Origin of the sequence: Comamonas sp. MYb21, from assembly GCF_037479395.1 — a bacterium.
Classification (GTDB): Bacteria; Pseudomonadota; Gammaproteobacteria; order Burkholderiales; family Burkholderiaceae_C; genus Comamonas.
Window position 1 is genome coordinate 95,245 of sequence record NZ_JBBGZC010000010.1, and the last position, 20,941, is coordinate 116,185.

Sequence of the window (20,941 nt, forward strand, 5' to 3'; positions counted from 1 at the left end):
GGGATGGGTCATGGTGTGTATCGCTCGATAAAGAAAAGGGCCATCGCCCGGTGATCACTGCGGCTGCGCGGCAATCGCTTCAAACTGCCGGTCATGCATGACCTCGGCCACGGAGCGCCCCGCGCGCACGGCGGCCACCATGCCGTCCTGGCGATGGGCAATGCGCTCGCCCAGGTCCAGCACTTCGTCGATACGGCCCGCTGGTATGAAGACCGTGCCGCAGCGATCGGCAATCACATAGTCGTCCTGCTGCACGGTGACGCCAGCCATCTGCACGGGCTGGGCCGCATGCAACTGCACCACGCGGTTGCGGGCGCTGACCATGGTCAGTCCACGGCCATAAACGGGATAGCCAATGTCTGCACTGCCATCGATATCGCGGCTCAGACCATCGATGACGGTGCCGCGCACCTGCCTGGCAACTGCGGCATTGGCCAGGATGTCGCCCCAGCAGGAGATGCCCTCCACCCCGCCGGCAACCACGAGCACGCGGTCATCCGAGACCACGGCATCGATGACGGGAGAGATCAGGTGCACGGCAGGCTTGGCATCGCCCTTACGGCCCAGCTGTATGGTGCTGGCAAGCCCAACCAGCTTGGGGCAGTTCCACAGCGGCAGCAGGCCGACCGTGGCCCCGGGCAGGCCAAGAAAATCAAGCGCGTCGGAGACCGTATTGGTGTCCAGCGCCCTGAGGCGTTCAAGGTGGAGATTTGAGTGGGTCATCGCGTGCATTCCAGGGAAGTGCTGGCATCATCCGGTCCGCGATCTGATATGTGAAATACTTATCAAATATCTCTCTGATACGAATATCAGAATAGAAATATCACTCGAAGGAGAGCACCATGAGCCACATCGACTTTCGCCTGATTCGCCAGCTGTGGATGTTCCTGGCCGTGGCCGAGGAGCAGAACTTTGGGCGGGCTGCTGCACGCCTGTCCATGTCGCAGCCGCCGTTAACCGAGCAGATCAAGGTGCTCGAGCACTCGCTCAAGTTGCAGCTGTTCGAGCGCTCCAGGCGTGGCACCAAGCTCAGCCCTGCGGGCGCGGCCATCCTGCCAGCAGTGCGGCAGTTCGCACTGCAGGTGGAGCAGCTCGAGCGCGTGGTGCGCGAGGTTGCAGCCGGGCAATCCGGCGTGCTGCATGTCGGCGCCATCACCTCCGCCATGCTGGACACGGTACCGCCATTGCAGGACTACATGCGCAGCCAGCACCCCCATGTGACGGTCTTTGTGCGCGAGATCGACAGCGCCGATGCCATACCCGCGCTGCAAGCCGGCGATCTGGACCTGGCTTTTGTACGCTTGGAGGGCGATGTGGGCCAGGGCATTGCCACCTTGCCGATGATGGAGGACCGGCTGGCCGTCGCCTTGCGCAAAGACCACCCCCTTGCGGGCCAATCCCAGGTCCGCCTCAAGTCGCTGAGCCACGAGCCCATGGTGATGTCGTCGCGCCAGGTCAGCCCGGTGTATTTCGACATGCTGGTGGGGGTGTGCCGCGCCCAGGGCTTTGCACCGCGCGTGATGCATGAGGTGCGCTCGGTGTCTTCACAGATCGCCTATGTGAGCTGCGGCCAGGGCGTGGCCCTGGTGCCTGCTTCCATGCGGCGCCTGGCGCCCGAGAATGTGGTCGTCCGCCCGCTGCGCGAGAAAACCATGGTGGTCACCGCTGCGGCCGCCTGGAATGCGGAGCGCCACCATCCCTTGCTGGACGAGGCAGTCGCCTGGCTGCATGCGCAACGCCCATCCAGGAAGACCCACGCAGCCTCGGCCGGCTAGCTTGTCAGCACTGCACCTGGCTGCGCTGTGGGCGGTTAAAGATTCAACGCCAACTCCGGCCCCTCCGCCCAGGACACACAGGTACACATCGCATGGCCGCGCAAGGCAGGCGCAATGCTGTCGCGGTGGATGGGGGTGCCGCTGACCACCTCGGTCAAACAAGCGCCGCAAACACCACGCCGGCACTCATAGCCCGTCCAGGCACCTGCGGCCAGCAAGGCATCGAGCAGCGATTGGCCGGGCGCCACATCGATGCGCTGGCCCGACTGGACCAGGGTGACCCGCAATGGGCCATCGCTGGCATCGGCAGCCGCGCCAAAGCTCTCGCTGTGGACGCGCTCAGGCGCCCAGCCCAATTGCGCTGCAGCGGCGCGCACGGCGCCCACCAAACCGGCAGGACCGCAGACATTGACCTGGCTGCCGGGCACTTGCGCGGCCAGCAAGCCGGGCAGGTCCAGGCTGCTGCGGCCGATATGGGTCTGACCAGACAGGCTTGGGTCCAACGGCCACTGCCGGGCGAGGTCGTGCACGATCTGGTGCAAGGCAAAGCTTTGCCCTGCTTGCTGCAGATGCTCGGCCATGCTCAGCAACGGCGTGATGCCGATGCCGCCGCCGATCAAGAGCGTGTACGGTGCATCGGGCTGCAGTGCGAATTCATGGGCCAGCTCCAGCACGCGCAGCCTGTCCCCCACGGCCAGCTGGTCGTGGATGAAATGCGATCCGCCCTGGCTCTGCGCGGTGCGCAGTACGGCGATGCTGTAGTGGTCCAGTGCCGGGCCGGTGTGCAGCAAGGAGTAGCGCCGCACGCGGCCGTCCAGGTCCAGGGCGATGTGGGCGCCGGGTTCTGCACCGGGCAGCAGCTGGCCTTCGGGGTGGCGCAGCACCAGGCGCACGATGTCGGTGGCGATGACTTGCTTGTCAGCAACCACCAGGTCCAGGCTTGTCAAGGGTTCCATAACAGTCTCAAGGGTTGTAGGGCGAGGCTTCCAGCAGGCGCCAGCGCTGGGGCAGGTTCAGCGGCGTGCTGCGCCAGCTGTCCACCTGGAACTCGATCCAGCGCCCGGTTCCTCCTGTCTGGTCGATGTCGGCTTCGACCCCAAAATGGGCGCGCGCATGGCCGGTCAGCTGCAACTGGCGCGCGCCTTCAAAGTCCGGAAAGACCAGGCCACAGCGCGACTCCAGCTCCAGATTGCCCAAGGTGTTGAACATGCTGTTGCCGTTGAAATCAGGGATGCGCAGCACCTGGCCCTGTTGTTGCACAAAGCCAGGCCGGCCTCCTCGGTGCGATACATCAGCATCCTCGCTGGGGCCCAGGCTGGCAATGAACAAGGTGTCGGCGCCGGCAATCCAGGCGGATGTGGCCTCATCGAGCAGCGTGCCTGAGGTGGCAGCGGTACGGGTGCGGTGCTCGGATGCCGCTTCTGCCTCCAGCGGCAGCAGCTCGCGCTTTTGGATATAGCGAGGGCAGACCGGAAAGGCCTGGCCCACCGCCACCTCCAGCGCCTGCGCGGATGCCTGTGCCACATGGCCATTGATACGCAGGCGCCTGCGGGTCTGCAGCTCGATCAACAGCACGGCGATGGATTGCGCGGGCTGCAGATCCGCTATGGGTGCCATGCAGGCCAGCACGCCCTGCGGGTCGCTGCTGGCCACCTGCAGGCTGCGCAGGTCATCGCTGGCCTGCACAAAGCCGGGCTCGCCACTCAGCAGGCAAGCCCATATGGCGCCTGCCGCATCGGCCGCGCCCACTATGCACCAGCGCTGCTGGCCCACAAAGTTGCGTGCGGCCGCCGGAATGCCGGGGCTGATGCTGCGGCTGTTGATGAGCGCGGTGCCGCGCTCGCCCGTGCGCTCCTGCACCAGGCGCTCGCCAGGGTGAAAGATGGTTTCGTCCATATCGGTTCCTTCTCAGGTGCAGGCTCGCAACGGGTGTCAGCAGGCAGACTTAAAAAGTCACCAAGGTGTGGCCGGCGTCGATGTGTCGCGACAGATCCAGCACGCCGGTGGTGCCAGGGATGGTCTTGTCGCGCACCAGCTCGATACCGGTAGGCGCCAGGCCTGCGCCCGCACCAAACACATCGGCACAGCCGCCGCAGGCAACGATGTGGTCCAGCACCGCTTCATACAGCGCATGGCCGGGGTGTTCTGGCTTGACCAGCTCGGCAGGCCAGCGCACGCCCGCGCCTTGGAACACCAGGTCGAAGTCCCGGTTCTTTTCCTTGAGCTCATAGGCCAGGAACAGCGCGTTCACGACACGGCCCAGCGCTTCTTGCGTGCCGGATTGGGGATCGGAAAAAACAACGATGACGGTTTTCATAAATAGTCCTTTGGGGCGGCGTTGTGAAAGAAAACGGGAGTTGCCGCCACGGAAGCAAATTTATCTATTTACTCAAACGTGATAAATGCCAGAGAATTGATTTGATTCTTCCATTTTTTGCAGTAATCACCCACCCCATGGACCGCCTCCACGCCATTGATGTCTTTCTTGCGATTGCCGATTTGGGCAGCCTGACCCGCGCTGCCGAGGCGCTGGAGCTGTCCCTGCCCAGTGTGGTGCGCACCCTGGCTGCGCTGGAGAAGCACCTGGGCGTGCGCCTTTTCAACCGCAACACCCGGCGCTTGGCCATCACCGATGAGGGCCGGGCCTACCGCGAGCATGCGCTGGCCATCCGTGCTGCAGTTGCCGATTCAGAACAGGCCATGAGCCGGGCCCAGGCCGAGCCCTCGGGCAGCATCAGCCTGACGGCCTCCGTCAAATTTGGCGAGCTGCATGTGGCCCCGCTGGTGGCCAGCTACCTGCAGCGCTACCCGCAGGTAGAGGTGCAGCTCTTGCTGCTCGACCGCGTGGTCAATCTGGTCGAAGAAGGTCTGGACCTGGCCGTGCGCATTGCGCCGCTGCCCGATTCCAGCCTGGTGGCGCGCCATGTTGTGGACATCCACCAGGTGATCGCCGCCAGCCCTGCCCTGGTCGCCGCCTGCGGCATGCCCCAGCAGCCGCAAGACCTGGCTGCGCTGCCCTGCATCGAGTTTGGCGGGGTGGGCGATGCCAACCTCTGGGAGTTTGTCAGCAAGGGCCGGCCCGAGCGCGTCAAGGTAAAGGGCCGCATGCGCTGCAACACCGTCGGCGGCAATATCGCCGGATGCATCGCCGGCCAGGGCTTTGGCCGCTTTTTGCACTACCAGGTGCTCGATGCGATTGCGCGCGGCGAGCTGGTACGCATCCTGCCAGGCCACACACCCGCGCCCCGCCCGCTGTCCCTGGTCTACCCGAGCAAGCACCATGGCACGGCGCGGGTGGCAACCCTGGTCGAGCATCTGGCTGAGCAGCTGCGTGCGCGGCTGGGGGAGTTTGCGCCTTCTGCACAAAAGCGCTGAAAGGCTGGGCTGCAGCAGCGCCGCTAGTTGGCCGTCGCGGTATCGGCTAGCTCGCCTTTGAAGCGCCCCGCCAGATGCTCGATAAATGCCCGTACCACCGGCGGCAAGCCGCGCCTGGTGGTGAACACGATATGCACAATGCCGGTCTCCGTGCGCCATTGCGGAAACACATGGACGAGGCTGCCGCGCTCGAGCTCCTTGCTGCAAAAGTGCTCGGGCAACAGCGCAATGCCCAGGCCAGCCAAGGCCGCTGAGCGCAGCGCGCCAAAATCGGCGCAGGTCATGCGGGGCGTGTGCGTGATGGCGCTGGGCTGGCCATCGCCATCCCAGAACTCCCAGCTGATGGTGCCGGTCTGCTCGGTGCTGGCCAAGGTGGGCAGCTCGCCCAGCAGCTGCAGATCGCCCTTTTTGCACTGCTTGGCCAGGCTGGGCGCAGCCACCAGAATGCGGCTTGAATGGCCCAGCGTGCGCATCACCAGGGCGGCATCGGTCGTCAAGCTGGTGCGCACACGGATGGCCACATCGATGCGCTCGTCGATCAGGTTGACGGGCCGGTCTGCGGCCACCATCTGCAGCTGCGCCTTGGGGTAGGTCTGCAAAAAATCGGTCAAGGTGGGCGAGAGGATTTCCATCAGCCCCAAGGGGCAGCTGCAGCGCACGACGCCATGGGGCTCGCCCAGCGCATCGGACACCACGGCATCGGCCTGCTGCACATCGAGCACGATGGTGCGGCAGCGCTCGTAAAAAGCCTGGCCCACCTCGGTCACCCGAAAGCGCCGGGTGGAGCGCTCGATCAGCCGCACACCCAAGCGCGACTCCAACGCCGCAATGCGCCGGCTCAAGGTGGACTTGGGCATGCCCAGCGCACGGCCCGCCGCAGCAAAGCCGCTGTGCAGCACCACCTCGGCAAACAGCGCGTAGTCGTTGATATCTCGCATGGGCCTCGCTTCCGGTTTTTGTCTCAATATTGGAACAATGATATCCATTTTGACCGCCTACTCAAAACTTTGTTCCACCTGCATCATTACATCACTGCGACGAACGGTTCGGCGCACACATCAAAGGAGTAGGAAAAATGGAACGCAAGTTTGACAACAAGGTCGTCGTAGTCACCGGTGGCACCAGCGGTATTGGCCTGGCCACCGCCAAGAAATTTGCCAGCGAAGGCGCCTATGTGTTTGTTACCGGCCGCCGCCAGCAAGAGCTGGACAAGGCGGTCCAGGCGATTGGCCCCCGTGCTACCGGTGTGCGGGCCGACATGTCCCAACTGGCCGACATTGACCGCCTCTACGACGCCGTGCAACAAAGCCATGCGCAAATCGATGTGCTGTACGCCAATGCCGGCGGTGGCTCGATGCTGCCCCTGGGCGCCATCACCGAGGAGCATTTCGACGCCACCTTTGGCACGAATGTGAAGGGCCTCGTGTTTACCGTGCAAAAAGCTTTGCCGCTGCTGCGCGATGGCGCCTCCGTCGTGCTGACCGGCTCGGTCGTCGGCTCCACAGGTACCGCCGCCTTCAGCATCTACAGCGCCTCCAAGGCCGCCGTGCGCAATCTCGCCCGCAGCTGGACGCTGGATCTGAAGGAGCGCGGCATCCGCGTCAATGTCGTCAGCCCCGGCCCCATCCGCACCCCTGGCCTGGTCGAGCTGGCCGGCAACGATGCCGCGCAGCAACAAGGCCTGCTGAACTATATGGCCAGCCAGGTGCCGATCGGCCGCGTCGGCGAAGTCGATGAAATCGCGGATGCGGTGCTGTTCCTGTCATCGCCGCAAGCCAAGTTCATCGCCGGCACCGAGCTGTTTGTCGATGGGGGCATGGCGCAGGTCTGAGGCATGGGGTGCAGGTATAAAGCAGTGGGTTGCAAGCGCAGCGAGCTGCCCATCTCCCGCAAGGACTGCGTGCTGCGCCCAGCCGCAAAAAAGGCCCGCATGCGCGGGCCTCGTCCTGGCAGCGAAAAGGCTTAGGCGGCTGAGCGGCCAGTGCGCTTTTTGCGCATAAAGGCAAAGAAGCCCACACCAGCGAGCAGGCCCGAGGTCAGGACCAGGTTCCATTCGGACAGCGTGGGCACGGGCACCGATACCGTGGGAGCGACCGGTGTGGTCACTGCACCATCGTCGGCACAGACCTGGACCCAGCCCGGCCAGCCCCCGCTCATCGCCACGGTGATGCTGTTGACGGTGGCCGGAGGATTGTTGGTCAGCGTCAAAGTACCGGACGAGAAGGGGGATGCCGTTCCGGTGTATCCGGTGTCCTTGATCACCAACGGGTTGGTTGCGCTACTGCCCGCCAGCGGCTCGCCAATGTCTGCAGCAACGGATTGGTACAGATCACCGTTGAGGCGCACACGCAGCGACGAACCCAGGGTCCGGATTCCGTGGGCCTTGATGCTTACTGTACTGGTCTGCAACGGTTTGTCAAAGGTGTAGGTGCACGACTGTGCGCCGCCTGTGAGTTGGGCTGTACCTGGCTCAAAAGGCCCTTGAGTAATCGTGTTGTCTTGACAGGTTCCGCTCACGGTAGCGGTGACGGCGCCATAGGTGGTAGCGCCACCGCTGCCACTGACAAAACACTGTTGAGCGGCATGGGCTGCGTGGAGCGTGCCGAGGCTGAGAAGTACTGCAGAAGCCAAACGAAAAGTGGGGAACATACTGATACATGCAGTTGCACTAGGAACCAATATGTTAACAGCGGACCCAGCACAGTTATGGCAAAAATTGACCTATATCAATTCATTTTTTTCAATAAAAACAATAACAATCAACCTTTTGTACGAGATAGACACCTTCTTGAACGACGCATGCAAAGTAGATTTTTTAACCAAATTGTCAATTATCCAAACCTGGTTGATACACAAAAAAAGCCAGCTCGGTTGGCGGAGCTGGCTGAAGGCCGGTAAGCGAGAGAGCGCTTGGTCCACCGGCGAGGAGACAGGCAAGCGGGCCAGGGCCGCGCTTGCGTATGGATCAAAGGTCAGGGCATCAGAAGGCGGCGGGGCGCCATTTGAGCAGGCGTTTTTCCAGGCGGGTCAGCAAGAAGTCGGCGCCCAGGGCCACCACGGCCAGCACGATCATCGCGGCGAACACGCCACTGGCGTTGAATGCGCCCTGCGCGGTGGAGATCAACAGGCCGATACCTTCCTTGGCGCCGAGGAACTCGCCCACCACGGCGCCGACCAGTGCAAAACCAAAGCTCACATGCAGGCTGGCCAGAATCCAGGACATAGCCGATGGAATCACCACCGACAGGGTGACCTGGCGCGGCGATGCACCCAGGATCTGGGCATTGGCGATCATGTACTTGTCGGCTTCACGCACGCCCTGGAAGGCGTTGGCAAACACCACAAAGAAGACCATCACGACAGCAAGCGCCACCTTGGAGGCCATGCCCAGGCCCAGCGCAATCACGAACACCGAGCCCAGCACCACGCGGGGGATGGAGTTGGCGATCTGGATGTAGATGGAGAACACATCGGACAGCAGCTTGTTGCGGCCCAGCACAATGCCGCAGATGACGCCAGCGATGGAGCCGATCAGAAAGCCGATCACCGTTTCTTCCAACGTGACCAGCACCTGCTGCCACAGCGGGCCTTGCGATGTGCCGTCGCGCATCCACTCCACAATCTGGTTCCAGATCATCGAGGGCATCGAGTAGAAGAAGGGGTCGATCCAATGCATGCGGGCCGAGACTTCCCAGCCGCCGAGGACCAGCACCAGCACCAAGAGGCGCAGCCCGATGATGACGGCCTTGCGGCGCTTGATGGCGGCCTGCGCGGCAATGGATTCCTGCGCGAGCGCGGCGTCGCTGACGGCAGCGGGGGTGTGGTCTGCCGCAGCCGACACGGGTGCCGGGCTGCGCGCGGCGTTAGGGTTCAGGGTGAGTTCAGACATGGTGTGTTCCTTGCCTTGTGTTTACTGGATATGGACTTCTTCGCGCAGGTCATCCCAGATGCGCTTGGACAGGTCGATGAACTGCGGGTCGTAGCGCACCTCGCTCATCACGCGGGGGCGTGGCAGGTCGATCTCGTAGACGCGCTTCAAGGTGGCGGGGCGGGCCGTCAGCACAAACACGCGGTCGGCCAGCGCAATGGCTTCCTCCAGGTCATGGGTCACAAACACCACCGAGCCGCCGGAGGCCGACCACAGGCGCAGCAGCTCATCCTGCATCAGGGTGCGGGTCTGCATGTCCAGCGCCGAGAAGGGCTCGTCCATCAGCAGGATTTCTGGCTGGTTGATAAAGGTCTGCGCCAGCGCCACGCGCTTGCGCATGCCGCCCGAGAGCTGGTGCGGGTAGTGGTTGCCAAAGCTGGCCAGGCCCACGCGGTGGATCCACTCGTCGGCCAGCTTGAGCGCCTGCGCACGCGGCGTGCCGCGAAAGATCGGGCCGGCGGCCACGTTGTCACGCACCGATTTCCAGGGGAAGACGGCATCGGCCTGGAACACAAAGCCGATGCGCGGATCAATCTGCTCGACCTTCTTGCCCATCACGCGCACCTCACCCACTGTCGGCTGCAGCAAGCTGGTGATCAGGTTCAGCGTCGTGGATTTGCCGCTGCCAGTGGGCCCGACGATGGCGATGAATTCGCCCCTGGCCACCGACATCGAAAAATTGCGCAGCGCCAAGGTGGCTGTGCCATCTGGCGCAATAAAGCGCAGCGACACCTTGTCGAATTCAATGGCCGCATCGGCCTGGGTTGCAGAGGCAGCGGCATTTTTGGGCTGAACGGTGCTGGACGGTTGCTGGCTGGCAACCGCCTGGGTAGCATAGGACATGGTGGTCTCCCCTGTGGGTGTGGATTGCGGGCAGCACGGCCTGGCCGCGCTGCTGGGCGGCTTGCGCCGCTTTTTACTTGGCGCTCAGGTAGGCGTTGGAATAGGTCTTGGCCAGGTCAATGTGCGCGCTCTTCACATTGGGCTTGTAGGCCGACAGCACCTTGAGCACCGTCTCTGGGCCGCCTTCGGGCATCTTGCCGTCCTTGGTGTACATGGGCAGCGAAGCCTTCAGCGCCGCCACATACAGCTCCTTGTCATTGCCGTAGTAGTCCTTGGGCATCTTCTCGGCAATCTCTTCGGCGCTGTGGCTGCTGATGTACTGCATGGTCTTGCCAAAGGCGCGGGCCAGCTTGGCAGCCTGGTCCTTGTGGCTGGCGGCCCATTCGTTGCGCACATACAGGCTGGCCGCAGGGTAGAGGCCGCCGAGCGCCGCCTGGGTGCCCTCTTCGCTGCGCATGTCGACGAGCACCTTGGCGTCCCCGGTCTTGAGCATTTGCGACACGGTCGGCTCGGTGGTCATGCCCGCCTGGATGCGGTCCTGCTTCATGCCGGCGATAAAGGAATTGCCAGCGCCCACGGGCAGCAGCGAGTAGTCCTTGCTGGCCACGCCTTCCTTGTCGACCAGGTAGCGGGTGAGGAACTCGGTGGACGAGCCCAGGCCGGTGACGCCCAGGGTCTTACCCTTGGCATCGGCCATCGATTTGAAGCCGCCTGCGGCCGCCTTGGTGGACACCAGCTCGACCTCACCGGGCACCTTGCAGAACACCGCAATGGCCTGGATCTCCTTGCCCTTGGCCTGCAGGTCGATGGTGTGGTCGTAGAAACCCACCACGCCTTGCACGGCACCGGCGATCAGCTGGTTTTCCGCATCCACGCCGGCAGGCTGCGACTGCAGTTCCACCTTCAGGCCCTCTTCCTTGAAGTAGCCCAGCGACTCGGCCAGCTTGGCGGGCAGGTAGATGATCTTGTTGATGCCGCCCACCATGATGGTGACCGTGTCGTCTGCCGCCTGGGCAGCCGTGCTGGCCATGCAGCAGCCAGCAGCAGCGGCGATGGCTGCCAAGGCATGGCGGCGGGTAGCGTGGAATGGGGTCATGCAGTGTCTCCTTGAAGTTGTGGTCCTGGCATCTGCAGTAGTGGCTCCCCGAGCTGGGCGACCGCATAATGCACCGGATAGGAACAGAGTCTAGAAACTGCACCCTTTCAGTGCGCTTTCGCTGCACTGCAGCATTTTTAGTGGTTATCCCTGATCTATTTGCGGGCGCCCGGCGCACCCCCTCCTCCGATGAAGATCCTTCTGGTCGAAGACAACCTGGAACTGGCCCAGTCCCTGGCCGAGCTGCTGCGCCAGCATGCTTTTGTGGTGGACCATGTGGACCGTGGCGATGCAGCCGACCAGCTGCTGAGCCAATCGCACTACGACCTGCTGCTGCTGGACCTGAACCTGCCCCAGCTGAGCGGCAAGGCCTTGCTGCGCCGCCTGCGTGAGCGGGGGGACAGCCTGCCGGTGATTGTGCTGACGGCCAGCGATTCGCTCGACCAAAAGGTGCTGTGCCTGGAGATTGGCGCCGATGACTACCTGGTCAAACCGGTGGAAGTGCGCGAGTTGCTGGCGCGCATGCAGGCCATTGCGCGGCGCCAGATGCCCGGGCGCGAGAACCAGGTGCGCTGCGGCAACCTGCAGCTGGACTTGCGCACGCGCCTGTTCAGCGTGGCGGGCGAAGAGCTGGCCCTGCCCCCGCGCGAGCGCAGCGTGCTCGAAGCGCTGATGCTGCAAAACGGCAGCACGCTGCCCAAGCAGCGGTTGATGGATGTGATCTACGGCATGGACGAAGAGGCCAGCGCCGACGCGGTGGACCTGTATGTGCACCGCCTGCGCAAGAAGCTGCAGGCCAGCGACACCACCATCATGACCTTGCGCGGCGTGGGCTACCTGCTCAAGCAAAAACTGGCCGGCGGGGACTGAATGCTGCACAGCCTGCGCGCACGCCTGGCCCTGTGGCTGCTGCTGCCGCTGGCGGTGCTGGTGGGCCTGTGCGGCTGGTTTGCCCATGAGCATGCCGAGGATGCGGCCGACTATGTGCAGGACCATGACCTGCTGTCCTCGGCCAAGATCCTGGCTGACCGCCTGATCTGGGAAGACGGCGATGTGCGCGCCAGCGTGCCGCCTTCGGCACTCAGCCTGTTCATGTCGCCCGCGCGCGACCATGTCTACCTGAGCGTGATGGATGCGCAAGGCCAGCTGCTGGCGGGCCAGCAGAATTTTCCGCAGCCGCCAAAGCTGCAGCTGAGCGGCAGCGACAACGCCCAGTGGTATGACGCCGTCTGGCAAGGCCAGCCGATCCGCGCCGTCATCACGCGCCGGGCCATGTATGACGTGGCAGGCGCGCGCGAGATCACCATCCTGGTTGGCAAAACCACGCACAGCCGCGACAACATGGTGCAGACCTTGTGGTGGCCGACGATGGAATACCTGCTCTGGGCGCTGGCCGTGGCCGTGCTGGTAAGCGCCACCGCCTTGACCTTGGAGCTGCGCGCGCTGCTGCGCATGGCGCGCCAGCTGGCCGAGCGCCCGGCCCGGGATCTGGATTTTCACCTCGACTCGCGCCAGATCCACCAGGAGCTGCGGCCGCTGACCGATACCGTCAACCAGTTTGCCCGCACCATCCGCGCCCAGGTCGCGCGCCAGCGCCAGTTCATCTCGGATGCCGCGCACCAGCTGCGCACGCCGCTGGCCATCCAGGCCCATACCTTGGAGCAGGCGCTGGGCCAGACCCCTGCCGAGTTGGCCGCCCTGTCGGTCGCGCAGCGCCTGGCTGTGCTGCAGCGGCTGCAGCGCAGCAACCAGCAGTTGCTCAATGTGGCCAACCAGCTGCTGACCCTGGCGCAGGCCGAGGCCGGCGGCGCCGCACATGCCGCCCAAACGCCGCAGTGGCTGGACCTGCGCGCGCTCTGCCTGCAGTGCCTGGAAGCCTTGGCGCCGGCGGCCGACCTCAAGCAGATCGACCTGGGCTGGGAAGAACGCGCAGCGCCAGCTGCAGCACCCGCCGATGGCGCAATGCCCTCAGCCGATGCGCATGCGTTTTCGCTCTACACCAGCAGCCGGCTGCTGCCCGAGCTGATTGCCAATCTGGTGGACAACGCGATCCGCTACACGCCGCCGCAAGGCCAGGTCACCCTGGGCCTGGAGGCCAGCGCCGGCAGCCTGCTGTTGTGGGTGCAGGACAATGGCCCGGGCATACCGGCGCAAAGCCGCGATCGGGTGCTGGAGCGCTTTTACCGCCTGGCCAATGACACGCCCGGCACCGGCCTGGGGCTGGCGATTGTGCAGGAGGTAGCACGTGCCACCGGCGCCAGCCTGCAACTGGCCGATGCCCAGCAGCGCTACACGCCACCCTTTGGCCCGGGCCTGCGCATCAGCGTGCGTTTTGTGCGCGTGGCCGGCCCCGGCTAGGCTTTGTTGGCGGTAGCAGCGGCTGTGAGCGCACGCGGCTGGCGCGCCAGTTCGATAAAGGCGCGCACATAGTCGATGGCGGTGTCCGATTCGCGCGCTCCCAGAAAGATCTGCTTGGCAATGCCGCGCGGGCCCAGCCGCACCGGCACCACGTCCATCTTGGCGGCGTACTCCTCCACCAGCCAGCGCGGCAGCGCCGCCACACCCCGGCCGCTGGCGACCATCTGCACCATGATGTCGGTGGTCTCGATGGCCTTGTGGCGCCGGGGCGTGATGCCGGCGGGCAGCAGGAACTGGTTGTAGATGTCGAGCCGTTCGATATCGACCGGGTAGCTGATCAGCACCTCCTGCGCGAGCTGCTGGGGCTTCACATAGGCGGCAGAGGCCAGCGCATGGCCCCGGGGCACGACCAGCACCTGCTCGTAGTCAAACACCGGCTCAAACTGCAGCCCGGGTTTGAACAGCGGATCTGGCGTGACCAGCAGGTCGATCTCATAGCCAAACAACGCGCCAATGCCGCCGAACTGGAATTTCTGCTTCACGTCCACCTCCACATCGGGCCAGGCGGCCAGGTAGGGCGAGACGACCTTGAGCAGCCACTGGTAGCAGGGGTGGCATTCCATGCCAATGCGCAGCGCGCCGCGCTCGCCCTGGGCAAACTGGCCCAGGCGCTCTTCGGCCAGGTCCAGCTGCGGCAGCACGCGGTTGGCCACCGCCAGCAGGTACTGGCCGGCCTGCGTCAGCCGCAGGCTGCGGCCTTCGCGCAGCCAGATATCCGTGCCCAGCTGCTGCTCGAGCTTTTTCATGCTGTGGCTCAAGGCCGATTGGGTGAGGTGGAGCACGCCGGCAGCGGCGGTGAGCGAGCCCTGCTTTTCGACCTGCTGGACGATGCTGAGGTGGATACGTTCCAACATTCAGATGAACCACATTCATGGATTTATGAGATAAAACCATTTTACTTCATGGATAACCCGCTCTAACATCCGGCCCATCGGTCTGAGTGACGTCTTGTGCGCTTCAGATCCCCCGCATTCAACGATCGGACCCCCATGAGCAGCGACATCCGCTTCACCCTCCAGCGCCTGCGTTTTGACGAGCACTACCAGCCCTCCGACAGCACGCGTACCACCACTAACTTTGCCAACCTGGCCCGGGGCCAGAGCCGGCAGCAGAACCTGCGCAACACCTTGCGGATGATCGACAACCGCTTCAACGAGCTGGCCCATTGGGACAACCCGAGCGCTGACCGCTATGCAGTGGAGCTGGACATCGTCACGGTGGAAATGCAACTGGGTGCGCAGCGCAACCAGGAGGCCTTTCCGCTGATCGAGATGCTCCAGACCCATATCCTCGACAAGCAGACGGGCCAGCGCACGGCCGGCATTGTGGGCAACAACTTCTCGTCCTATGTGCGCGACTACGACTTCAGCGTGCTGCTGCCGGCGCACAACCTGGACCGGGCCGGCTTCAGCACCCCGGCGCATTTTGGCGATCTGCATGGCAAGCTGTTCAAGGCCTTTGCGGGATCCAGCACCTACCGGGACAACTTCAGCAAGCCGCCGGTGATCTGCATCAGCGCATCGACCAGCAAGGTCTACCAGCGCAGCGGCAACCAGCACCCGGTGCTGGGCATCGAGTACCAGCAAAACGAGCTGTCGTCGACCGACCAGTACTTTGCCAAGATGGGGATGCAGGTGCGCTTTTTCATGCCCGCCAACAGCGTTGCGCCGCTGGCCTTCTACTTTGATGGCGACCTGCTGGGCGACTACAGCAGCCTGGAGCTGATTGCCACCATCAGCACGATGGAGACCTTCCAGAAGATCTACCGCCCGGAGATCTACAACGCCAATGCCGCCGCCGGTGCGCGCTACCAGCCGAGCCTGAAGCACGAGGATTACTCGCTGACGCAGATCGTCTACGACCGCGAAGAGCGCAGCCAGCTGGCCATCCAACAAGGCCGGTTTGCCGAGGAGCACTTCATCAAGCCCTATCAAGGTGTTCTGCAAGCCTGGGCAGCCCAGGCCAGCGTTTAAGAACCTGTTCCAAGGCCTTGGCGCTGCGGCGCCATGCTGCCGATGTCACCTAGGCAACCCCCTTGCGCAGCGGCGTGCGCACAATGCCTTGCACGCCAACCTGCCCCTCATTTTTGAAAAGGAAATCTTTGATGTTTGAAACCTCCATTGCCGGCAGTCTGCCCAAACCCGCCTGGCTGGCCGAAACCAACAAGCTCTGGCCCCAGTGGATGGCAGAAGGCGATGCACTGCGCCAGGCCAAGGCGGATGCCACCTTGCTGTGGATCAAGGCCCAGGAAGATGCCGGTCTGGACATCGTGGGCGACGGCGAGCAGGCGCGCCAGCACTTTGTGCATGGCTTTCTGGAGCAGGTCGAAGGCATCGACTTCGACAACAAGGTGAAGATGGGCATCCGCGACAACCGCTACGACGCGATGGTGCCGCAGGTGGTGTCGGCCTTGCGCCTCAAGGGCCGCGTGCATGCGTTTGAGGCGCAGCTGGCACGCGCCCACACCCAAAAAAAGCTCAAGTTCACCCTGCCCGGCCCGATGACCATTGTGGACACCGTGGCGGACCGCTTCTATGGCGACAAGGTAAAGATGGCCATGGCCTTTGCCGAGCTGCTGAACCAGGAAGCGCTGGCCCTGCAGGCCGATGGCGTGGACATCATCCAGTTTGATGAACCCGCCTTCAACGTCTACATGAAGGATGCGGCCGACTGGGGCGTGCAGGCGCTCGAGCGCGCAGCGCAGGGCCTCAGCTGCACAACGGCGGTGCACATCTGCTACGGCTACGGCATCAAGGCCAATACCGACTGGAAGAGCACCTTGGGCGACGAATGGCGCCAGTACGAGATGGTGTTCCCGGCGCTCGCGCGCAGCAGCATCGACCAGGTGAGCCTGGAGTGCATCCACTCCCATGTGCCGCCCGACCTGATGAAGCTGCTGGCGGGCAAGGATGTCATGGTGGGTGTGATCGATGTGGCGAGCGACACCATCGAGACGCCCGAGGAAGTGGCCGACACCATTGCTCGCGCACTGGAGTTTGTGCCCGCGGACCGCCTCTTCCCCTGCACCAACTGCGGCCTGGCACCGATGTCGCGCGATGTGGCCTGGGGCAAGCTCAAGGCACTGGCAGCGGGCACCCAGCTGGCCAAGGAGCGGCTGGCTGCTGCCTGATACGCCAGCATGACCCGGTCAACCTAACCTGGTCTCCCCGACCAGGTCAGCTACTGCACAAACCCGCTCACCCGCCCCCAGGCCTGGTGCATCTCGGCCACCAGCAGGGTCATCTGCGCGGCGACCGTCGTGCGCGCCTTGATGCCGAACACGCTCTGCCCGGCGGCCTCGTAGATCAGCTGGGCATGGTTATGTTCGTGGATGGAGGCGAACACATCACCGGTCAACGCCTGCTGCTGGGGCATGCCGAGCGGCACGGGCGCATCGGCCTCGTCCCAGGCGTCGATCCAGGCACTGCGCACCACGCGGCAGGGCTTGCCGCTGTGGGCGCGCGAGATAACGGTGTCCTCGCTGCTGCTGGCGATCAGCCGGTCCAGCAACGCAGCGGGCGTGTGGTTCTCTTGCGCGGCCATCCACAAGGTGCCCAGCCAGGCGCCCTGCGCGCCGCTGCAGATGCTGCCCAGCACCTGCGCACCGGTGGCGATGCCGCCAGCGGCCAGCACCGGCGTGTTCTGTGCCAGCTCCACCACCTGCGGCAGCAGCGACATCGTGCCCACCGTGCCGGTATGGCCGCCCGCGTCATAGCCCTGGGCCACCAGCACGTCCACGCCCATGTCCAGCGCCTTGCGCGCATGGCGTACTGAGCCGATCAGCGAGAACGTGAGCTTGCCTCTGCGCTTGGCCTCGGCAATCAGCTCGGCACGCAGGCCGATGGCCGTTGCCACCACGCAGGCCTGGGAGTTCAATACCGCATCGATCTGCGCCTGAAACATGGCCTCCGAGCGCGCATGGGCGGTAAAGAAGCTGGGCTGGCTGGGTGGCTGGATGGCAAAGCGCTGCCGCAGCCCCGCCACAAACGCGACATGCGCGGGCGGCAGCGCCGCCTGCAGGCTTTGCGGATCGGCCTGCTCTGGCACATGCGCCGGCAGCATCAGGTCAATGCCATAGGGCAGACCTGCCAGGCGCTGCTCCACATCGCGCACGATGGCCGGAATATCCTGCGGCGCATCACGCGCCAGCCCCAGCACGGGAAAGCCGCCGGCCTGGGCAATGGCGACTACGACATCGGGCTCGTGCGAGAAGCCAAAGATGGGATGCTGGATGCCCAGGCGCTGGCAGAGCGGTGTTTGAAATTGCGGCATGGTGCGGGCCTTGTCTCGGTGCAGCCATCAGTTGGGTTCAATGCCGGCCTGCTTGATGACCTGGCCCCACTTCTCGCTCTCCTGCGCGATAAAGCTATCGAACTGCTCGGCGTTCTGCGGTGCCAGCTCCATGCCCAGCGATTCGAGCTTGGTCTTGACATCGGGCTGCGCGAGGATTTGCGCAATATCGGCCGACAGCTTGTGCAGCACAGGAGCCGGCGTCTTGGCCGGCGCCACCAAGCCAAACCAGGTGCCCACGTTGTAGTGGGGCAACTGCGCCGCCTCGGCCACGGTCGGCAGATCGGGCGATGCGCTGGAGCGCTTGGCGGTGGTGACGGCCAGCGCGCGCAGCTTGCCGCTTTTGACATGGGGGATCGCGAGCGCCGAGGTCAGCGGCATCATGTTGACCCGGCCGGAGAGCAGGTCGTTCAAGGCCTCGGACTGGCCTTTGTAGGGCACATGGGCGAGCGCGATACGGGCCTCTTGCGCCAGCAGCTCGCCCGACAGATGGTTGGAGGTGCCCAGCCCAGCGGTGGCATAGGTCAGCGGTGGCTCGCTCTTCTTGGCCAGCGCGACGAACTCGGCCATGGTCTTGGCCGGCAGGCTGGGGTGCACGACGATGATGTTGGGCACATAGCCAAAGCCGGCAATGGCCTTGAAGTCGCGCACGGGGCTCCAGCTGATGCTCTTTTGCAGCGCGGGCGCCACCGCATGGCTGGGGCTGACCGCCAGCAGGGTGTAGCCATCAGGTGCCGATTTGGCGACATAGTCGGTGCCAATCGAGCCGCCCGCACCCGTCTTGTTCTCCACGATGAAGGGCTTGCCGTACTGGGTAGAGAGTTTGTCGCTGATGATGCGCGCAACCGAATCGACCACCCCCCCCCGCCGAGAACGGCACGATGACCTTGACCGGCTTGTTGGGATAGCCTTCCGCCTGGGGCTGCGCCTGCGCAAGCGCAGTGACGGCCAGACTGCACGCCAGCAAGGCGCGCGCCGCAGGGGCGAGTGATGGGATGGTCTGCATGGCTTTGTCTCCTGAGAAGGGTGGATTCGGCTTTTGTAGGTCTGCTCTTGTTCTAGTCTCGGCGCGGTGATGGTTGGCGGTTACGAAGTCAGCGCCGCCATCGTGCGTTTGGCGATATTGGTGATGTGGACCTGGCTCGTGCCTTCGTAGAGGCGGAACAGGCGCACATCGCGGTAGAAGCGCTCGGCCACATTGCCGGCCACATAGCCGCTGCCGCCAAAGATCTGCACGGCCCGGTCGGCCACACGGCCGCAGGTCTCGGAGGCAAAGAGCTTGCACATAGAGGCCTCCATGGTCACGTCCTGGCCATCGTCGCGCTTGCGCGCGGTCTCCAGCACGAGTGCGCGGGCGGCGTGCACCTCGGTGTTGCTTTCGGCAATCAGCTGCTGCACCAGCTGGAACTCGCCAATCGGCTGGCCAAACTGCTGGCGGCGCTGCGCTTGCAGGGCCATCTCCTGCACCAGGCGGGTGGCGGGGCCCACGCAGAGACCGGCCAGGTTGATGCGCTGCTTGTTGAGCGCGCGCATCGCTGTGCGAAAGCCCTTGCCCTCCAGGCCGCCGACGATGGCGCTTTCATGCACGCGCACCTGGTCCAGCACTACCTCACCGACGGGCGAGCCATGCTGGCCCATCTTGCGCATCGCCGGTGGTGTGGACAGCCCGGGCGTGCCGCGCTCGATCAGAAAGGCGCTGATGCCGTTGGCGCCCTTGCTGCCGGGTTCGGACCGGGCAAACACGGTGAACAGGTTGGCAATCGGCGCATTGGTGATAAAGCACTTGCGCCCGCTGATGACAAAATGCGCGCCGTCGCGCACGGCGGTGGTCCGCAGCGCAGTGGCATCCGAGCCAGCCTCGGGCTCGGTCAGCGCAAAGCAGCCCGTCACCTCGCCGCTGGCCAGCTGCGGCAGGTACTTAGTCTTCTGCGCCTCGGTGCCATCGACCACCAGCGACTCCGATGCAATACCGGTATTGCCGCCAAAGCGCGCGCGGAACGTGGTCGCTACCTGCGAGACCTCGATATTGACCAGCGCCAGCTCCTCGGTCGTCAGGCCCGCGCCGCCATAGGCCTCGGGGATGCTGTGGCCAAACAGGCCCAGCTCGCGCATGCGCTGCACCACCGGCTCGGGGATCAGGTCCTGCGCATCCACCTGTTCCTCGATCGGCTGGCATTCGTTGCGCAGAAAGCTGCGCAGCTCGGCCAGCATGGCTTCAAACGTCTGGGGGTCTCGGATCATCACACTTCTTTCTTGGGGAGGGGTGGAACCGGCGCTGGCTGCAAGGCTTGGGCGCTGGGCCCTAGCGCATGCCCAGCGCCAGTTCCAGTTGAAAAACGGCATCTTTCAGCAGCGGTGCCACCTCGCGGCTAAGCAGGTTCCTGGACGCCCGGTGGGTGGACAAGGTGCAGTTCAGCGCGACGGGCAAGCCGCCCAGGTGGGTGCGCACCGGCACGGCAATCGCATGGATCTCCTTGCGCCAGTCGCCCTTGGAGTGGCAGTAGCCCTCTTCTTGGAAACGCACTACATCGGCCTGCCAGTGGGGCAGTTGGGCGTCATACTCGGCACGGTCCTTGACCCGAAGGTAATTGACGATGGCGCGCTGCTCGGCCGCCGGGCAGGCCAGGATCAGCGCCCGGCCGATGGCGCTGGACAGCAGCGGGCGGGTGGAGCCGATATCGGGCAGGTGCTGGTTGGTGGAATCGGCCCGCACCGAGTCGATATAGACGACCTGGTCGCGGTCGCGTACGCCCATGTTGACGGTGCAGCCGGTGCTGCGGGCGAGCGACTCCATCAGCGGCTTGGCCGCCTGGCGCACGGCCATGCTGGCCAGCAGCGGGTGGCCCAGCGACAGCACGCCCGGGCCCAGCCGGTACTTTTGCAGCTGGCCGTCGCGGCTCAGATAGCCCAGCAAGGTGAGCGTATAGGTCAGCCTTGAAACGGTGGGCTTGGGCAGGCCGGTGCGGTCGGCAATCTCGCGGTTGCCCAGCACCGGGCTGGCCGGCGTAAACGCCCTCAGCACCTCCAGACCGCGCGCCAGGTTCATCGAGAACTGGCGGTCTTGCGTGAGGTCATGGGGGCTGACAAGCCCAGGCAGAGGGATGGTGTGCACGGCAGGTTTGGCGGTGGTTCGTGTGGTCATGATTGGGCGGCAGCCTTTCCAGGTCAATCGTTTGAGCCGAGTGTTTCGCTAAGCGAAACATGCTATTGCAGCTG

General features: G+C 64.4%; 20 protein-coding genes and 1 pseudogene. 7 read left to right on the forward strand and 14 right to left on the reverse strand.

Features of this window, described 5'->3' with window-relative positions:
* Window positions 1-54: 54 nt before the first annotated feature.
* Entirely contained in the window at window positions 55-723 is a 669-nt protein-coding gene (locus tag WH367_RS15800) for an RraA family protein (RefSeq protein ID WP_021026381.1), read from the reverse strand.
* A gap of 119 nt (window positions 724-842) precedes the next feature.
* On the opposite strand from WH367_RS15800, the gene WH367_RS15805 reads away from it, so the two are divergent.
* Complete coding sequence (locus WH367_RS15805) at window positions 843-1,775, forward strand: LysR family transcriptional regulator (protein WP_339536821.1); 933 nt, start codon at window positions 843-845, stop codon at window positions 1,773-1,775.
* 35 nt (window positions 1,776-1,810) lie between these two features.
* On the opposite strand, the gene WH367_RS15810 is transcribed toward WH367_RS15805, so the two are convergent.
* The 3 genes from WH367_RS15810 to WH367_RS15820 are packed head-to-tail and all read right to left on the reverse strand — an operon-like array spanning window position 1,811 to window position 4,092.
* Window positions 1,811-2,731 carry a PDR/VanB family oxidoreductase gene (locus tag WH367_RS15810; RefSeq protein WP_339536822.1) on the reverse strand — a complete coding sequence of 307 codons (921 nt, stop codon included), beginning with the start codon at window positions 2,729-2,731 and terminating at the stop codon, window positions 1,811-1,813.
* A gap of 7 nt (window positions 2,732-2,738) precedes the next feature.
* Window positions 2,739-3,671, reverse strand: coding sequence for a pyridoxamine 5'-phosphate oxidase family protein (locus WH367_RS15815; protein WP_339536823.1), 933 nt, complete (start codon window positions 3,669-3,671; stop codon window positions 2,739-2,741).
* A 49-nt stretch (window positions 3,672-3,720) separates the two neighbouring features.
* A complete protein-coding gene (locus WH367_RS15820; RefSeq protein ID WP_339536824.1) occupies window positions 3,721-4,092 on the reverse strand; it encodes a DsrE family protein in 372 nt (123 codons plus the stop codon).
* Between the two features lie 137 nt (window positions 4,093-4,229).
* Between WH367_RS15820 and WH367_RS15825 the strand changes: the two genes are divergently transcribed.
* Window positions 4,230-5,150, forward strand: a complete 921-nt coding sequence (locus WH367_RS15825) for a LysR family transcriptional regulator (protein ID WP_339536825.1) — start codon at window positions 4,230-4,232, stop codon at window positions 5,148-5,150.
* Window positions 5,151-5,173: 23 nt separating this feature from the next.
* Here WH367_RS15825 and WH367_RS15830 read toward each other — a convergent pair whose 3' ends face one another.
* The gene (locus WH367_RS15830) at window positions 5,174-6,088 is read right to left on the reverse strand and encodes a LysR family transcriptional regulator (RefSeq protein ID WP_339536826.1); all 915 of its coding nucleotides are present in this window, start codon (window positions 6,086-6,088) and stop codon (window positions 5,174-5,176) included.
* 137 nt (window positions 6,089-6,225) lie between these two features.
* Here WH367_RS15830 and WH367_RS15835 point away from each other — a divergent pair, with 137 nt between their 5' ends.
* Window positions 6,226-6,981, forward strand: coding sequence for an SDR family oxidoreductase (locus tag WH367_RS15835; protein ID WP_339536827.1), 756 nt, complete (start codon window positions 6,226-6,228; stop codon window positions 6,979-6,981).
* A 131-nt stretch (window positions 6,982-7,112) separates the two neighbouring features.
* Here WH367_RS15835 and WH367_RS15840 read toward each other — a convergent pair whose 3' ends face one another.
* The 4 genes from WH367_RS15840 to WH367_RS15855 form a co-directional block, all read right to left on the reverse strand.
* Window positions 7,113-7,559 (reverse strand): IPTL-CTERM sorting domain-containing protein, encoded by a 447-nt coding sequence (locus WH367_RS15840; protein ID WP_021026373.1) that lies wholly within the window; start codon window positions 7,557-7,559, stop codon window positions 7,113-7,115.
* A 571-nt stretch (window positions 7,560-8,130) separates the two neighbouring features.
* On the reverse strand, window positions 8,131-9,039 hold the full coding sequence (locus tag WH367_RS15845; RefSeq protein WP_339536828.1) for an ABC transporter permease: 909 nt from the start codon (window positions 9,037-9,039) through the stop codon (window positions 8,131-8,133).
* Window positions 9,040-9,060: 21 nt separating this feature from the next.
* Complete coding sequence (locus WH367_RS15850; RefSeq protein ID WP_339536829.1) at window positions 9,061-9,921, reverse strand: ABC transporter ATP-binding protein; 861 nt, start codon at window positions 9,919-9,921, stop codon at window positions 9,061-9,063.
* A gap of 73 nt (window positions 9,922-9,994) precedes the next feature.
* Complete coding sequence (locus WH367_RS15855) at window positions 9,995-10,951, reverse strand: ABC transporter substrate-binding protein (protein WP_339519355.1); 957 nt, start codon at window positions 10,949-10,951, stop codon at window positions 9,995-9,997.
* Between the two features lie 255 nt (window positions 10,952-11,206).
* On the opposite strand from WH367_RS15855, the gene WH367_RS15860 reads away from it, so the two are divergent.
* Together WH367_RS15860 and WH367_RS15865 are read left to right on the forward strand one after the other, a co-directional pair.
* Entirely contained in the window at window positions 11,207-11,887 is a 681-nt protein-coding gene (locus WH367_RS15860; RefSeq protein ID WP_339536830.1) for a response regulator transcription factor, read from the forward strand.
* Window positions 11,888-13,375 carry a sensor histidine kinase gene (locus WH367_RS15865; protein ID WP_339536831.1) on the forward strand — a complete coding sequence of 496 codons (1,488 nt, stop codon included), beginning with the start codon at window positions 11,888-11,890 and terminating at the stop codon, window positions 13,373-13,375.
* On the opposite strand, the gene WH367_RS15870 is transcribed toward WH367_RS15865, so the two are convergent.
* Entirely contained in the window at window positions 13,372-14,289 is a 918-nt protein-coding gene (locus WH367_RS15870; RefSeq protein ID WP_339536832.1) for a LysR family transcriptional regulator, read from the reverse strand. The two genes, WH367_RS15865 and WH367_RS15870, sit on opposite strands and share 4 nt — an antisense overlap.
* Window positions 14,290-14,424: 135 nt before the next feature.
* Here WH367_RS15870 and WH367_RS15875 point away from each other — a divergent pair, with 135 nt between their 5' ends.
* Window positions 14,425-15,408 (forward strand): DUF1852 domain-containing protein, encoded by a 984-nt coding sequence (locus tag WH367_RS15875; RefSeq protein ID WP_339536833.1) that lies wholly within the window; start codon window positions 14,425-14,427, stop codon window positions 15,406-15,408.
* A 131-nt stretch (window positions 15,409-15,539) separates the two neighbouring features.
* Complete coding sequence (locus tag WH367_RS15880) at window positions 15,540-16,565, forward strand: methionine synthase (RefSeq protein WP_339536834.1); 1,026 nt, start codon at window positions 15,540-15,542, stop codon at window positions 16,563-16,565.
* 50 nt (window positions 16,566-16,615) lie between these two features.
* On the opposite strand, the gene WH367_RS15885 is transcribed toward WH367_RS15880, so the two are convergent.
* The 4 genes and pseudogenes from WH367_RS15885 to WH367_RS15900 form a co-directional block, all read right to left on the reverse strand.
* Entirely contained in the window at window positions 16,616-17,707 is a 1,092-nt protein-coding gene (locus WH367_RS15885) for an NAD(P)H-dependent flavin oxidoreductase (protein ID WP_339536835.1), read from the reverse strand.
* A 27-nt stretch (window positions 17,708-17,734) separates the two neighbouring features.
* Window positions 17,735-18,731: pseudogene (locus WH367_RS15890) on the reverse strand (tripartite tricarboxylate transporter substrate binding protein).
* A gap of 80 nt (window positions 18,732-18,811) precedes the next feature.
* Window positions 18,812-19,966 carry an acyl-CoA dehydrogenase family protein gene (locus tag WH367_RS15895; protein ID WP_339536836.1) on the reverse strand — a complete coding sequence of 385 codons (1,155 nt, stop codon included), beginning with the start codon at window positions 19,964-19,966 and terminating at the stop codon, window positions 18,812-18,814.
* Between the two features lie 61 nt (window positions 19,967-20,027).
* Window positions 20,028-20,867 carry an IclR family transcriptional regulator gene (locus WH367_RS15900; protein WP_339536837.1) on the reverse strand — a complete coding sequence of 280 codons (840 nt, stop codon included), beginning with the start codon at window positions 20,865-20,867 and terminating at the stop codon, window positions 20,028-20,030.
* Window positions 20,868-20,941: the final 74 nt, after the last annotated feature.